Origin of the sequence: Ralstonia sp. 25C (assembly GCF_051904805.1) — a bacterium.
Taxonomy (GTDB): Bacteria; Pseudomonadota; Gammaproteobacteria; order Burkholderiales; family Burkholderiaceae; genus Ralstonia.
Genome location: NZ_CP196737.1, coordinates 757,646 through 771,880, shown reverse-complemented (window position 1 = coordinate 771,880; position 14,235 = coordinate 757,646). Strand labels below are relative to the sequence as shown.

At 64.2% G+C, this 14,235-nt stretch carries 8 protein-coding genes; 5 read left to right on the top strand and 3 right to left on the bottom strand.

The genetic code is table 11. The features are described from left to right. Positions 1-7: 7 nt before the first annotated feature. The 3 genes from parC to ACS7SF_RS03545 are packed head-to-tail and all read left to right on the top strand — an operon-like array spanning position 8 to position 3,475. A complete protein-coding gene (gene parC / locus ACS7SF_RS03555) occupies positions 8-2,350 on the top strand; it encodes a DNA topoisomerase IV subunit A (protein WP_439891710.1) in 2,343 nt (780 codons plus the stop codon). 16 nt (positions 2,351-2,366) lie between these two features. After that, positions 2,367-2,945: a chromate transporter gene (locus ACS7SF_RS03550; protein WP_439891709.1), complete on the top strand. Its 579-nt coding sequence runs from the start codon at positions 2,367-2,369 to the stop codon at positions 2,943-2,945. Beyond that, the gene (locus ACS7SF_RS03545) at positions 2,945-3,475 is read left to right on the top strand and encodes a chromate transporter (protein ID WP_439891708.1); all 531 of its coding nucleotides are present in this window, start codon (positions 2,945-2,947) and stop codon (positions 3,473-3,475) included. The genes ACS7SF_RS03550 and ACS7SF_RS03545 overlap by 1 nt, the downstream gene beginning before the upstream one ends. Positions 3,476-4,112: 637 nt before the next feature. On the opposite strand, the gene ACS7SF_RS03540 is transcribed toward ACS7SF_RS03545, so the two are convergent. The 3 genes from ACS7SF_RS03540 to ACS7SF_RS03530 all read right to left on the bottom strand — a co-directional run bounded on the left by ACS7SF_RS03540 (position 4,113) and on the right by ACS7SF_RS03530 (position 10,011). After that, positions 4,113-5,945, bottom strand: a complete 1,833-nt coding sequence (locus tag ACS7SF_RS03540) for an ABC transporter ATP-binding protein (protein ID WP_439891707.1) — start codon at positions 5,943-5,945, stop codon at positions 4,113-4,115. Between the two features lie 160 nt (positions 5,946-6,105). After that, positions 6,106-7,971 (bottom strand): HrpF/NolX family T3SS translocon protein, encoded by a 1,866-nt coding sequence (locus tag ACS7SF_RS03535; protein WP_439891706.1) that lies wholly within the window; start codon positions 7,969-7,971, stop codon positions 6,106-6,108. Positions 7,972-8,334: 363 nt separating this feature from the next. Beyond that, positions 8,335-10,011, bottom strand: coding sequence for an L-lactate permease (locus ACS7SF_RS03530; RefSeq protein WP_439891705.1), 1,677 nt, complete (start codon positions 10,009-10,011; stop codon positions 8,335-8,337). Positions 10,012-10,535: 524 nt separating this feature from the next. On the opposite strand from ACS7SF_RS03530, the gene ACS7SF_RS03525 reads away from it, so the two are divergent. Both ACS7SF_RS03525 and ACS7SF_RS03520 read left to right on the top strand, forming a co-directional pair. After that, a complete protein-coding gene (locus tag ACS7SF_RS03525; protein ID WP_439891704.1) occupies positions 10,536-12,890 on the top strand; it encodes a patatin-like phospholipase family protein in 2,355 nt (784 codons plus the stop codon). Between the two features lie 179 nt (positions 12,891-13,069). Further along, positions 13,070-14,233 (top strand): efflux RND transporter periplasmic adaptor subunit, encoded by a 1,164-nt coding sequence (locus ACS7SF_RS03520; RefSeq protein ID WP_439892684.1) that lies wholly within the window; start codon positions 13,070-13,072, stop codon positions 14,231-14,233. Positions 14,234-14,235: the final 2 nt, after the last annotated feature.

Below are 14,235 nucleotides of genomic sequence, written 5' to 3'. Positions count from 1 at the left end.
AGCCTCCATGGAACAACAAGACATCCTCTTCGACCCCAGCGAGCCGGCCGAAGCGCTCACGCTTGGCGCCTATGCCGAGCGCGCCTACCTCGACTACGCCATCAGCGTGGTCAAGGGCCGTGCGCTGCCCGAGGTAGCCGACGGCCAGAAGCCGGTGCAGCGCCGCATCCTGTTTGCGATGCACGAGATGGGCCTGCGCTCTGATGCCAAGCCGGTGAAATCGGCGCGCGTGGTGGGCGACGTGCTCGGTAAATACCACCCGCACGGCGATCAATCCGCCTACGACGCACTGGTGCGTCTGGCGCAGGATTTCTCGCTGCGTTACCCGCTGATCGACGGCCAGGGCAACTTCGGCTCGCGCGATGGCGACGGCGCTGCCGCGATGCGGTATACCGAAGCCCGCCTGACGCCGATCTCGCGCCTGCTGCTCGAAGAGCTGGACCAGGGCACCGTCGATTTCGTCCCGAACTACGACGGTTCGATGGACGAGCCGAAGCTGCTGCCGGCGCGCCTGCCGTTCGTGCTGCTCAACGGCGCATCGGGCATTGCGGTGGGCATGGCCACGGAAATCCCGTCGCACAACCTGCGCGAAGTGGCGAACGCCGCCGTGGCGCTGATCCGCGACGACAAGCTCACCAGCGCCGACCTGATGCAGCACATGCCCGGGCCGGACTTCCCGGGGGGTGGGCAGATCATCTCGTCGGCTGCCGATATTGCGCAGGTGTACGAGACCGGCCGCGGCAGCCTGAAGGTGCGCGCGCGCTGGAAGATCGAAGAACTCGCACGCGGCCAGTGGCAACTGGTGGTGAACGAGCTGCCGCCCAACACCTCGTCGCAGAAGGTGCTGGAAGAGATTGAAGAGTTGACCAATCCGAAGGTGCGCACGGGCAAGAAGTCGCTGTCGCCGGATCAGCTCACCATGAAGCAGACCATGCTCGGCCTGCTCGATGCGGTGCGCGATGAGTCGGGCAAGGATGCGCCGGTGCGTCTGGTGTTCGAGCCCAAGAGCAAGAACATCGACCAGCAGGAATTTGCCAACGCGCTGCTGGCACATACGTCGCTGGAATCGGGCGCGGCCATCAACCTGGTGATGATCGGCACGGATGGCCGGCCGCGTCAGAAGGGCTTGCGCGACATCCTCGTTGAATGGATTCAGTACCGCTTCGCCACGGTCACGCGCCGTACGCGCCATCGCCTGGGCAAGGTGGAAGACCGTATCCACATCCTCGAAGGCCGGCAGATGGTGCTGCTGCGCATCGAGGACGTGATCCGCATCATCCGCGAGAGCGACGAGCCGAAGGCGGCGCTGATCCAGGTCTTCAACCTGAGCGACCGCCAGGCGGAAGACATCCTGGAAATCCGCCTGCGCCAACTCGCGCGCCTGGAAGCCATCAAGATCGAGCAGGAGCTGAAGAACCTGCGCGAAGAGCAGTCCGACCTCGATGTGCTGCTGAAGTCCGAGACCATGATGCGCCGCCGCATCATCAAGGAGATCGAGACCGACGCGAAGCAATACGGCGACGACCGCCGCACGTTCATCCAGGAAGAACGCCGCGCCGCCGCCGAGGTGAAGGTCATCGACGAACCCGTTACGGTGATCGTCTCGCAGAAGGGTTGGGTGCGTACGCGTCAGGGCCACGGCCACGACGCCACGCAGTTCGGCTTCAAGGCAGGCGACACGCTGTACGACACGTTTGAATGCCGTACCACCGATGCGCTGCTGATCTTCGGCACGCGCGACGACAAGGGCACCGGCCGCGTCTACTCGGTCGCCGTGGCCAACCTGCCGGGCGGTCGTGGCGACGGCGTGCCGCTGACCACGCTGATCGAACTCGCGCCGGGCACGCATATCGCCCACACGTTCGCCGGCCATGCCGAGCAGAACCTGGTGATCTCCACGCGCGGCGGTAACGGCTTCCTGGCCAAGGTGGGCGACATGGTCGGCCGCCAGAAGGCCGGCAAGGCGTTCCTCACGCTGGATGAGGGGGACCAACCGAACAAGCCCGCACCGGTGCCGGCCGATGCCTACGGCGTGGCCTGTCTGTCGGAAGGCGGGCGCATGCTGCTGTTCCAGATCAGCGAGCTGAAGACGCTCGCCAGCGGTGGCCGCGGCGTGATCCTGATGGAGCTGGAGAAGAACGAAACGCTGCTCCAGGCGATTGCATTTGGCGCAGCAGGCTTCGTGCTGTCGGGCACCGGCCCGCGTGGCGGCAAGGCGGTCGAGCAGACCATGACGACCCGTGCGCAAGAGGCCTACGCGAGCAAGCGCGCACGCAAGGGCAAGACGCTGGAGCCCAAGCTGCGCGATCCGAAGCTCTCGCTGCCCAAGCCCGCACCCGAAGTCGCCTGATTCACCGCCTGATCCGATGAGCAACCCGCACGCCGAGCCTGAAGCCGTTGCAGACGCAAAGGCCAATGTTCCATCGTGCCGCACCCTCTTCACCGAGTTTGCGCGCATGGGCCTGTCGGGCTTTGGCGGCGTGTTGCCATTCGCGCGTGCCGGCATTGTCGACCGCAACGGGTGGCTGTCCAACGCCGAGTTTGCTGAACTGCTGAGCCTTGGGCAGGTGCTGCCCGGCCCGAACGTCGTCAATCTCTCGGTGATGCTCGGCTACCGCTACCACGGGGTGCGCGGCGCGGCAGCAGCGCTGGGTGGCCTGGTGATGGTGCCGGCCGTGCTGCTGTTGCTGATCGTGCTGGTGTACGACCATTTCAGCGCATTGGCTTTTACGCAGAACCTGCTCAAGGGCATGGCGGCCGTGGCGGCGGGGCTGGTGCTTTCCACCGCGGTCAAACTGGCGCAGGGGCAGTCGCGCACGTGGCGCGCTGTCGGCATCGGCTTGGCCGTGTTCATCACGATTGGTGTGCTGCAGTGGCCGTTGCTGCCGGTCATGCTGGTGCTGATTCCGCTCGCGCTGGTGCTGGAGTGGAGGGCCACGCGGTGATGGCCTATCTCACCACCGTCTTCGATCTCTTCTGGCACTTCCTGGTGCTGTCGTTTCTGGCCATTGGCGGAGCCAGCTCGACGTTGCCGGACATGCACCGTTTCCTGGTCGACACGCGTCACTACATGACGAGCGAGCAGTTGAGCGCCATGTACGCCATCTCGCAGGCGGCTCCCGGGCCGAACGTGCTCTTCGTTGAGTTGTTTGGCTGGCAGGCAGCCGGGCTGGGTGGGGCGATTGCCTCGCTGGTGGGTATCTGCGGGCCGTCGTGCGTGATTGCCGCGGTGATCGCGCGGGTGATGGATCGCAAGCCCGATGCGCGATGGATTGCGTTGGTGCGGCGTGGGTTGGCGCCGCTGACGATCGGGTTGATGTTTTCTACTGGGTGGGTGCTGACGCGTGGGGCTGATAACAGTGTTGGCACGATTGCGCTGACGGTGGCGACCGTCATCGCTTGTACTTTTACGCGGGTGCATCCGCTGGTGCTGGTGGGGATTGGGGCGTTGGTGGGGGGGATGGGGTGGGTTTGATTTGCTCTGATTAAGGTTTTTGCCTTGGTGGTCCATCCCTTGTTTCATTCCCTGCCAGGACGGGGCTTGGTGGTCCATCTTCGTTTCACCCCCTGCCGGGGGCGACTCACTTTCTTTGTCTTGCCAAAGAAAGTAAGCAAAGAAAGGCGCGCCCGATGCGGCGAAAGACTCCTTGAATTTATGCCGCAAGGAGGGGAAGGGAAAAACTCGCTTCGCTCAAACAGTTTCCCTTCCTTTTTCCTCCTTGCAACAGAAATTCAAGGCGCCGCATAGGGCAGGGGAAAAGCAAACCATCGATTGCCAGCGTGCCACTTCGTTGCCACCCGGGGCGGCGCTATGCGTACCCCTTTCGCCTTGGCGCTCGCACGAGTGTCCGTCGGTTTGGCCTTTGACGTTCCTGCCCTTGATGGCGCCTTGAATTTTCGTAAGCGGGCGGAAAAAAGGCCGGGAACTGTCTGAGCGAAGCGAGTTTTCCCGGCCTCCGCCCGGTTACGGAAATTCAAGGGATGGGTCGCCATCTCGGGCGCGCCTTTCTTTGCTTACTTTCTTTGGCAAGACAAAGAAAGTGAGTCAGCCCCGGCAGGGGATGAAACAAGGGATGGACCACCAAGGCCAAAACAAAAACCCAACCCCCCCCTCAATCCACCCCCACAAACCCCCCCGTCTGATGCGCCCACAACCGCGCATACAACCCCCCCTGCGCGAGCAGCTCAGCATGCGTGCCGCTCTCAACAATCCGCCCGCCATCCAGCACCACCAGCCGATCCATCCGAGCAATGGTCGATAGCCGATGCGCAATCGCAATCACCGTCTTGCCCTGCATCAGCGTTTCCAGGCTTTCCTGAATCGCGGCTTCGACTTCTGAGTCGAGCGCTGAGGTGGCTTCGTCCAGAATGAGGATCGGCGCATCCTTGAGCAGCACCCGCGCAATGGCAATGCGCTGGCGCTGACCACCCGAGAGCTTCACGCCGCGCTCGCCCACCAGCGCATCAAAGCCGTGCCGGCCCTGCGCGTCCGATAGGTGTGGGATAAACCCATCCGCCCGCGCACGGCGCACGGCTTCCATCAGTTCGGCCTCGGTGCTGTCGGGCTTGCCGTAGCGCAGGTTGTCGCGAATCGAGCGGTGCAGCAGCGACGTATCCTGCGTGACCATGCCGATCTGCTCGCGCAGGCTTTCTTGCGTGACGGCGGCAATGTCATGGCCGTCCACCAGAATCCGGCCGCGCTCGACGTCGTACAGGCGCAGCAGCAAGTTGACCAGCGTCGATTTGCCCGCCCCCGACGGGCCGACCAGGCCGATGCGCTCGCCGGGGCGGACCACGAGGTCCAACCCTTCGATGACACCGCCGCCCTTGCCGTAGTGAAAACCAACTTGCTCGAAGCGCACTTCGCCTTGCGTGATGTGCAGGGGCTTGGCATCGGGCCGGTCGGTCACGGTACGCGGCACGGCAATCGTCTGCATGCCGTCCTGCACCTGGCCAACGTTTTCAAAGATGCCGTTGACCACCCACATGATCCAGCTCGACATGTTGTTGATGCGGATCACCAGGCCCGTGGTCAGCGCGATGGTGCCGGCGCTGACGCGGCCCTCGCTCCATAGCCACAGGGCCAGGCCGGTGGTGCCCGCAATCAGGAGCCCGTTCATGGCGGTGATGGTGAAATCCATGCCGCTGATCATGCGGCCGGATTGGCGCACCTTGTCGGTGTGCTCGGCCATGGCGTCACGCGCATAGGTTTCTTCATGCTGCGTGTGGGAAAACAGCTTGAGCGTGGTGATGTTGGTGTAGCCGTTGACAATGCGGCCCATCAGCTTGGAGCGCGATTCGGTGGCGATGACCGAGCGCGCCTTCACACGCGGAACGAAGTAGGCGAGGGCGATGCTGTAGCAGCCGATCCACAGCAGCAGCGGCAGCATCAGCCGCCAGTCCGCCTGCGCAAACAGCACCAGGGCGCTCAAGGCATAGATCACCACGTGCCACAGCGCATCCACCGTTTGCACCGCAGAGTCGCGCAACGAGAAGCCGGTTTGCATGATGCGCTGGGCGATGCGGCCGGCAAAGTCGTTCTGGAAAAACGATAGGCTTTGTTTGAGCACGTACCGGTGGTTTTGCCAGCGGATCAGATTGGCGACGTTGGGGTTGATGACCTGGTGCACCAGCACATCATGCAGCCCGGAAATGACCGGCCGCGCAACTAGAGCGACAAACGCCATCCACAGCAGTGTGTTGCGATGGCGGGTGAAGAACGCTGCGCCCGGCGTCGCCTGGATCATGTCGAGGATGCGGCCGAGGAAGTCGAACAGGGCAACCTCGATCAGCGCGCCGACCAACCCCACCACCAGCAGCAACACGAAGGCGCCACGCACCTCGCGCAGGAAGTGGGCGTAGAAGCGCCAGACTTGGCTTGGCGGTTGGCTGTCAGGCAGGGGGCGGAACGGGTCGATGAGCTTTTCGAGGCGGCGCAGCAGCATGGCGGGTCAGGCGGGGCGGTGCCCCGGAGCGGGACGCGCGAAGGCGGGGAGGGAGGCATGATACGCGCCCGCTGCCACCCTTGCCTGACACAGGGTTGCAGTCAGGCCGACCCGATGGGCCGCCGGCTTGGCACCGGCGAGCCCTTCATGGCAAAGGCTGTTACACCACGTCGCCGTCGTCGTCGTCCGTCTTTTGCTGCGGCACCTGCGGGCTGTTGGCTGCCAACATGGAAGGGGTCTCGCTGTCTTCCTGCGTCGGGTCTTGCCCGGCAGGAGATTGCGCGGGGTCTTCCAATCGGCTCTTCAGGCCGGCGAGATAGTTTTCCGCATAGCCTTGTGCCTGCGATACCGCCATGTCCATGCCGGCATTGATGGCCTTCTCGGCGATGATCTTGGTGATGCCTTCCTTCATCGCCAGCCGAACCTCGGGGCCGCCGATGTTGCCGATGGCGGCAGCGGCCAGATTGAGGCCCGCTTCCTCCAGCGCCTTCTTCACGTTGCCGCCGCTGACCATCGTATGCAGGATGTTGCAGCCCTGAGACTCGGCTTCTAGCGCCGTGGATGCAGCGTCCGCGAGTTCGCCCACGCCGGGAATGAAACTCAGCGCCCCAACCGCCATCGACGCCCAATCCAGCAGCTTGCCTTCGACCTTGAGCGCTTCATCGATCGCGTGCATCAGGAAACCGCCGTTGTGCTTGGGCGTCTTGATCTCGGGCTGGTCGGCAGTGCCCATCAGCATGCAGGCGACCGCATTTTTGTCGGCGTCGGTTTTGGGCGTGTGGGTCTGCGGCTTCTGAACCGTCAGGTTGGCTTGCGACAGGTTGCCGTAGAACTTCTGGAAGTCGCGGCCCGCGATATTGCCGGAGTCGACCGTATGGCCACCGCCGAAATCGAAGAAGCCGTGGTGCGTCTTGTAACCCGTGATGGCGTTATTCAGCAGGCTGAACAACACCGGATCTTGTAGCAGATGGGTCGCTGCCTGGCGGACATTCGGGTCGAGCTGCTTGTTGTTGGCCATGCTGGCCAGCTTGTCTCGCGTGAGGTCGCCATCGCCAAAGAACGCAGCCTGGTTGTCGTTCATCGTCTTGAGCGTATTCAGCTCGCTCTGCGTGAGGCTCATCGACGAGGACGCCGCTTGCAGGAAGTCGGCCTTGTTGACTTCGCCGCCGCCGGTCAAGCGGTTCCAGGCGTCCTGATGGTCGAGGAAGTACTGCGCAGCGGCAATGACCTGCGGTGGCGTCTTGCCGGTCTTGGCGTCGCCATCCACGATCTGCTGGAACTCGTCCTGGCCGAGCTTTTTGGTCAGGTTGTCGGAATACTTGTAGAGCTCGCGCAGGGCATCGCTTTCCGTCATGACGGAAGGCTGGCCATTCGCGTTGCCGTCCGAAGGGATGTAGTTCTGCTCGAAACTCTTGGCCTGCTGCTCGTTGAACGCGCTGACCTGCGCGTGCTCGGCAGTGAAGGCATCCAGGTCATTGGCTTTGATCTTGCCGCCGCAACGGCCGTCGCCTTGCGATCCGATAGCGATGAACAGACGCTGGTCTTGCGCCAGCCCCTGCAGCGCCGCTTTCAAGTCGGGCGGCGTGGACGGATCGTTGATCTTGTCCTGAAGGCCATCCCAGCTGAGCGGGCACTGGTCTTTATGCCGATCCAGCACCGACACGATCTGCACCTCCGTCTGGCTCAGCGTGCCGCCGTTCCACGTCACCGTGGATTGCGGCGACTGAGCTTGCTGCGGCGCTGCCGAGCTTGGCGGCGTCGCTACATGCCGGTTGCCGCTGTTTTGCGTGACGTCGTCGTCGTCATCGTCGTCATCGTTCTCGGCACTGAGCGATGCGGTCAGCTTCGCGCTGATGCCTTGGTAGAGGCTCAACTGTGTCTGGTCGGACGGGCCTTGTGGGTTAGGGGTACCTCCAATGCCGGCAAAGGACGCCGCGGTGTCCAGTGCAGCATTGGCGTAGTCGCCTAGCGAGGCGTGCTTCGCTTCGCGGCTGGCGGTATTGGATGAGGGCATATGAACTGACATACCTGCTCCTGTTTGAAGGGTGGGCGAATGGTTCAAGGGCGTGCTGGCTACGCAAAACAGCCCGAAGAGCGGGGATGCAGTCGATCCGGCTAAGCAGCCACCGGGATGCGGCCGCAACCCAGGGCAGCGCTCGGACTGGGGCGTGAGCGTGCTCGGCGTCCGGCAGCGTCAGCCTCGGTCGGGCCGCATCACGGTGTTATCCAAAAGCCGCCAGAGTGCGAGCCTAGTGGTGCCCTGCCGGACGCGATGGAGGCTGAAGCGAAAACGTGTCGAGGCTGGCGAACCGGCCGCTCCACATATCCATCGCACCATGAAAAAAGCCGCTCGGTGGAGCGGCTTGTTCGTGCGTTGAAGCGTTGGAGGTCAGTGCACCACCATCCGCGTGAATGGCTCCACGTAGGCCTGCAGCGTGATCATCAGCCCCACCAGGAAGGCCAGCGCGATCGAGTGGAAGAACACGTAGCGCAGGATGTCGCCCTCGTGGCCGTACCACTTGGTGGCGGTGGAGGCCACCACGATGGACTGTGCGTCGATCATCTTGCCCATCACGCCGCCCGAGCTGTTGGCCGCGGACATCAGGATCGGCGACAGGCCAAGTTGCTCGGCCGTGGTCTTCTGCAGGCCGCCGAACAGCACGTTCGATGCGGTGTCCGACCCGGTGAGCGCCACGCCCAGCCAGCCGAGCATGGTGCCGAACAGCGGGTACAGCACGCCGGTGTGCGCAAAGGCGAGGCCCAGTGTGGCATCGAGCCCCGAGTAGCGGGTCAGGTAACCGATGCCGAACATCGCGCAGATGGTCAGCAGCGAATAGCGCGTGAGCTTGATGGTGTTCCAGTATTCCTTCGCCATGCGCGGCAGCGAGTAGCCCATCAGCAGGCCACCCACGATGGCCGACACCAGAATGCCCGTGCCCGCCATCGACAGCACGTTGAAGTTGAACACCGCGCCTTCGGCAATCACCTTGGGCACCACCGGCGGGCCCTTGAGCACCATCTTGTCCAGCCCGGGGATGGCGAACTTGAACGCCCACACGCCGTCGGCAAAGGCCTTGAACTGCGGTACGCCCCAGATGAACACGAACACGGTCAAAATCACCCACGGCAGCCAGGCTTGCACGCGGCTGATCTTGCCGTCGGTGCCGGTGGTGGCTTGGCGCGCTTCCTCGGCAGCTTCGGGGTCGACGCGGGAGTTGTCTTCGCGGTTGCGCAGGGCGGTGGACGTCCAGATCGTCTTGGGCTTCCACACCTTCAGGAACAGCGTGAGCGAACCCATCGACACCAGCGCGGCAATCACGTCTACCAGCCAGGGGCCGTGGAAGTTCGACACCAGGAACTGTGGAATGGCGAACGACACGCCGGCCACCAGGATCGCCGGCCAGATCTGCAGCATGCCGCGGAAGCCCGCAAACGCCCAGATCAGCCAGAACGGCACCAGCACCGAGAAGAACGGCAACTGGCGGCCGACCATGGCCGAGAGCTGCAGCAAGTCCAGCCCCGTCACCGAGGCCAGCCCGATGAGCGGCGCACCCAGCGCACCATAGGCCACCGGCGCGGTGTTGGCGATCAGCGCCAGGCCCGATGCCGCCAGCGGTGAAAAGCCCAGCCCGATTAGGATGGCGCCCGTCACCGCCACCGGCGTGCCGAAACCCGCCGCGCCTTCAAAAAACGCGCCAAAGCTGAACGCCACCAGCAGCAGTTGCAGGCGGCGGTCTTCGGTAATGCCGGAAATGGAACTCTGCAAGACCTTGAATGAGCCGTTCAAGGTGGTGAGCCGGTGCAGGAAGATGATGTTGAGAACAATCCAGCCGATCGGGAACAGGCCCGAGACAATGCCCAGCCCCGCCGCCTTGCCCGCCATCGCAGCCGGCATGCCGAAGATGAAGGCGGCGATGCCTACCCCGACAATCAACGCGAGGCCCGCTGCCAAGTGGGCCTGCATATGAAAGAACGCCAGCGAACACAGCAGCACGGCCACCGGTACCCCGGCCGCAATGGTTGACCACACGGCACTGCCGAGCGGGTCATAGACTTGATTCCACATCTTGGTCTCCTCCTGTTTGGGCGTTTCAGTTCTTAGAGCCTGTTTGGCAATGAATCGGGAGATGCGTTTGTCCCAAAACGGTTTGCGTGGTAGGCGCAGACCGCTGCCCTTGGCATTCCAAGGGCAAGGGCTGCAACACCCCACGCGAGCCGTTTTGGGGCAAACCCTTCGGGAAGCCCTTCAAAAAGCCACATGGCCGCGTTGTGGCTCGCTTATGTGGCTCGCCACACCGCACTCGCCACGCCTCGCCCTGCGACTTTTTGAAGGGCTTCGCACTCCCGATTCATTGCCAAACAGGCTCTGCTACCGAACGTCTTCTGTCGCCCCTTTCTTTAAGAGGCAACCGCGGATTGTAGGAACAAGCGTGTCCGGGTCCGGCAATATTCTGTCACTTTCGCCCTGAAAAGTATTCATCTGCGCCCGGGCCTGCTGCGATGCGGCGCAGGCAATTGCACCGGGTAAATCCGGGTTGTGGAATCATTGCGCCTGCAACTTCGCCCCTAACCAGAATCGTCCTTCACGCCATGGCTTTCCAGACGGCTTCTTTGATTCGCCGCCACGGGTCTCGGCTGGTCGCCGCCGTGCTCCTGCTTGCCGCCCTGTCGCCCGTCCATGGTCAGCGTGTGGCGCCCAACCAACCGGGGGCGGACCCGGCACGGCCGCGCATCGGCCTGGTGCTGTCGGGTGGCGGGGCGCGCGGCTATGCGCATATCGGCGTGTTGAAGATGCTGGAGCGCATGCGCATTCCGGTGGATGTGATTGCCGCCACCAGCATGGGCGCGGTGGTGGGCGGGCTGTACGCCAGCGGCCTGCGTGCGGATGAGCTCGAGCAGAAGCTTTCGCAGGTGGACTTGAGCGATATCGCGTTTGACCGCAACGAGCGCGCCAAGCTGCCGCAATCGCTGCGCGAGGACGATTTCCAGTATCCGATCGGGCTGTCCGCCGGCTATGGCGATGGCAAGTTCAAGCTGCCCACGGGGCTGGTGCAGGGCAACCGGCTGCTGGCACTGCTCAAGAACTGGACCGCGCGCTGGCCCGACAACACCGATTTCGCGCGGCTGCCGATTCCGTTCAAGGCCATGGCCACAGACCTGGCGACGGGCGATGGGGTGATCCTCGACCATGGCTCGCTGCCATTGGCGATGCGCGCCAGCATGGCGGTGCCCGGTCTGTTCGCGCCCATCGAGGTGGATGGACGCACGCTGGTGGATGGCGGGCTGGTGAGCAACCTGCCGGTGCAATTGGCGCGGGACATGGGCGCGGACATCGTCATCGCGGTCAACATCGGCACGGACTTGCAGCGGCCGGAGGACCTGGCCTCGCCGGCGGCGGTGACGCAGCAGATGATCACCATCCTCGTCGGTCAGAACGTGCGTGCACAGAAGGCGCTGCTGCATGGCCGCGACGTGTTGATCGAGCCCGAGTTGAAGGATTTGTCGCTCACCGACTTTGCCAAGGGCGCGCAGGGCGTGCTGGAAGGCGAGCGCGCCGCGCGGGGCGTGGAGGCCAAGCTGGCGGGGCTGTCGCTCTCGCCGCAGGCCTATGCCGCTTATGTCTCGGATCGGGCCACGCAGGCGTCGCAGGGCGTGCTGGCCCAGGGGACCCGCATCGACGCCATTGACGTGACCACTAGCGGCCGCGTGCCCGTGGCGCGCGTGCGCCAGTTGCTGAACGTGCGCGAGGGCGACGCATACGACGTCGAGGCGCTCAACCGTGACCTGTCTGCCCTGGCCACCACCGGCGACTTTGAGACCGTCACGCAGCGGCTCGTCGACGAGAACGGCGTGCACACGCTCAAGATCGACGCGCATGAAAAATCGTGGGGCAACCAGTTCTTCCTGTTCGGGCTGGGGATGTCGACCAACTTTGACGGGCGTGGCGCGTTCAACGTCAACCTGGGACACCGGTATCCGTGGCTCACGCAGAGCGGGCTGGAGTGGCGCAACGACATCGTGCTGGGCAGCAACCGGGCCAGCCTCCACACCGAACTGCGCCAGCCGCTGTGGCAGGCACGCGGTTTCTATGTCGCGCCGTATGCCGAATATTCGCGCCGCCGCTCGGATCTGTACTTCGACGACGAAGCCCCCACCCGCGACGCCAAGCCGTTCAATGCCGTGACCATCGAGACCGCACGGGCGGGTGTGGATCTGGGCGTTCCCCTGGGCCGCAAGGGTGAACTGCGCCTGGGCGTGAACTACGTGAGCAAGACCGCCTCGTTCAACTACCTGTCGTTGCAGACGGATGCGTCGGGTACCCCATCCGGGGCGTTTGACTTGCCGACCCTGCGCGCGCAGCAGCCTGCCTTCCGCGCGCAACTGACGGTGGACCAGCTTGACGATGCGCTCTTCCCACGCCGGGGCTACTACCTCTTCAGCAGCGTGGAGACAGGCTTCGGCTCGCTGGAGAAGAAGTACAACACCGCACAGGCCAAGGGCCTGTGGGCGACCAGCTACGGGCGCCATACCTTCAATGTGGCGCTGGAGGGTGCAGGGCAGTTTGGTGCCAACAGCCCGACACGGGAGAACGGCGGCAACAGCGGCAGCGGCGCCAACGAGGGGTTCTTTCTGGGCGGATTCCAGCATCTGTCGGCGTATGCGCAAGACCAGTTCAACGGGCAGTACCTGCTGTACGGTCGGCTCACGTATCTCTACGACTTGCGCGTCGACGATCTGCTCGGCCTGCGCGCGCCGGTATTCGGCGCCAGCGCGGAGGCGGGCAATGTCTGGCAGTTGCGCAACAACTTCGGCAGTGGCGGCTATCTGAAGAGCGGCAGCCTGTTCGTGGGCGGCAACAGCCCGATCGGGCCGCTGTACTTCGGCTTTGCGGTGGCGCCGCAGGGTGTCTGGAACGTCTATCTGCAGTTGGGGCGGGTGTTCTGAGAGAACGCCGCCACGTGGTCTTACGGGCGGGGATGACGGGGTTGCATCGCCCCTTGGGGCGATCGTAAGGCCTTGATCAGATTGGGAAATCGATCGGTCAGGTTGCGGCGGACCTGCATGCTAGCCTTGCGCTCCGTTTGTTCAAGACCTCGGGCGCGGTCGCGCCCAGCCTCTTTCCCATGATGTTCTCGCTGTTGTCCCGCCGTCTTCGTTCGTCCCGATGGCTGCTGTGCGCGTGCGCGCTGGCGGCATTGCAAGCCTGCGGCAAGTCGTCGGACCATGCCGCCAAGCCCGATGGCCCGCCGGAAGTGGAATTTGCCGTGGCGCAGCGTTCCGACGCGCCGCTGGTGACGGAACTGCCCGGCCGCATCGAGCCGTATCGCACGGCGGAAGTGCGTGCGCGCGTGGATGGCATCGTGCTCAAGCGCGCTTACGAAGAAGGGCAGACGGTCAAGGCGGGGCAGGTGCTGTTCCGCATCGATCCGGCACCGCTCAAGGCACAGGTGGATGCGGCACAAGGCGCGCTGGCGCGTGCGCAGGCCCAGACCGCCATCGCACATGACAAAGCCGCCCGCTACAAAGGCTTGGCCGCCACGCGCGCCGTGAGCGAACTCGAATACGCCGAAGCGCAAGCCATGGAGCGACAGGCCGCGGCCGATGTCGTTTCCGCCCGCGCTGCGCTGGAGACCGCGCAACTGCGCCTCGGTTACGCCACGGTCACGGCGCCCATCGCCGGCCGCTCGCGCCGTGCACAGGTCACCGAAGGCGCGTTGGTCAAGGAAGACGCCGCCACGCCGCTCACCACTGTTGAACAGATCGATCCCATCTACGTCGACTTCGCACAACCGGCCGCTGAAGTGCTCGCCCTGCAGCGTGCGCTGAAGACGGGGCAGGCGTCTGCGCTGTCCGGCCAAGACATCGGCGTGCAGGTGATCCTGAGCGACGGCGTGGCCTACGAACGCCCGGGCCGGCTGCTGTTCTCCGACCTGGTGGTCGATCGAGCGACAGACAACGTGTCCATGCGCGCTGTGCTGCCCAACCCGGATGGCCTGCTGCTGCCCGGCATGTACGTGCGTGTGAAGCTGTCCCACGCCGTGCAGCAGGGCGCGGTGACGATCCCAAAGGGCGCGTTGCAGCGGGATCGCCATGGAGCATCGGTGTTCGTGGTGAAGGCGGACAACACGCTCGCCGTTCAGCCCGTGACTGCGCAAACGTTGGCCGGCGATCAATGGCGGGTGACGAGCGGCCTGGCCGGCGGTGAACGTGTCGCCATCCCCGGCATGCAGACGCTGGAGGCGGGCATCGCTATCAAGCCCATCGAAGCGAAGCCAAGCAAGGGTTGACC

What these genes read in the sequence shown, in the direction of transcription:
- parC (WP_439891710.1), top strand. Translation starts at nt 8, where the DNA reads ATGGAACAACAAGACATCCTCTTCGACCCCAGCGAGCCGGCCGAAGCG.
- ACS7SF_RS03550 (WP_439891709.1), top strand. Translation starts at nt 2,367, where the DNA reads ATGAGCAACCCGCACGCCGAGCCTGAAGCCGTTGCAGACGCAAAGGCC.
- ACS7SF_RS03545 (WP_439891708.1), top strand. Translation starts at nt 2,945, where the DNA reads ATGGCCTATCTCACCACCGTCTTCGATCTCTTCTGGCACTTCCTGGTG.
- ACS7SF_RS03540 (WP_439891707.1), bottom strand. Translation starts at nt 5,945, where the DNA reads ATGCTGCTGCGCCGCCTCGAAAAGCTCATCGACCCGTTCCGCCCCCTG.
- ACS7SF_RS03535 (WP_439891706.1), bottom strand. Translation starts at nt 7,971, where the DNA reads ATGTCAGTTCATATGCCCTCATCCAATACCGCCAGCCGCGAAGCGAAG.
- ACS7SF_RS03530 (WP_439891705.1), bottom strand. Translation starts at nt 10,011, where the DNA reads ATGTGGAATCAAGTCTATGACCCGCTCGGCAGTGCCGTGTGGTCAACC.
- ACS7SF_RS03525 (WP_439891704.1), top strand. Translation starts at nt 10,536, where the DNA reads ATGGCTTTCCAGACGGCTTCTTTGATTCGCCGCCACGGGTCTCGGCTG.
- ACS7SF_RS03520 (WP_439892684.1), top strand. Translation starts at nt 13,070, where the DNA reads ATGATGTTCTCGCTGTTGTCCCGCCGTCTTCGTTCGTCCCGATGGCTG.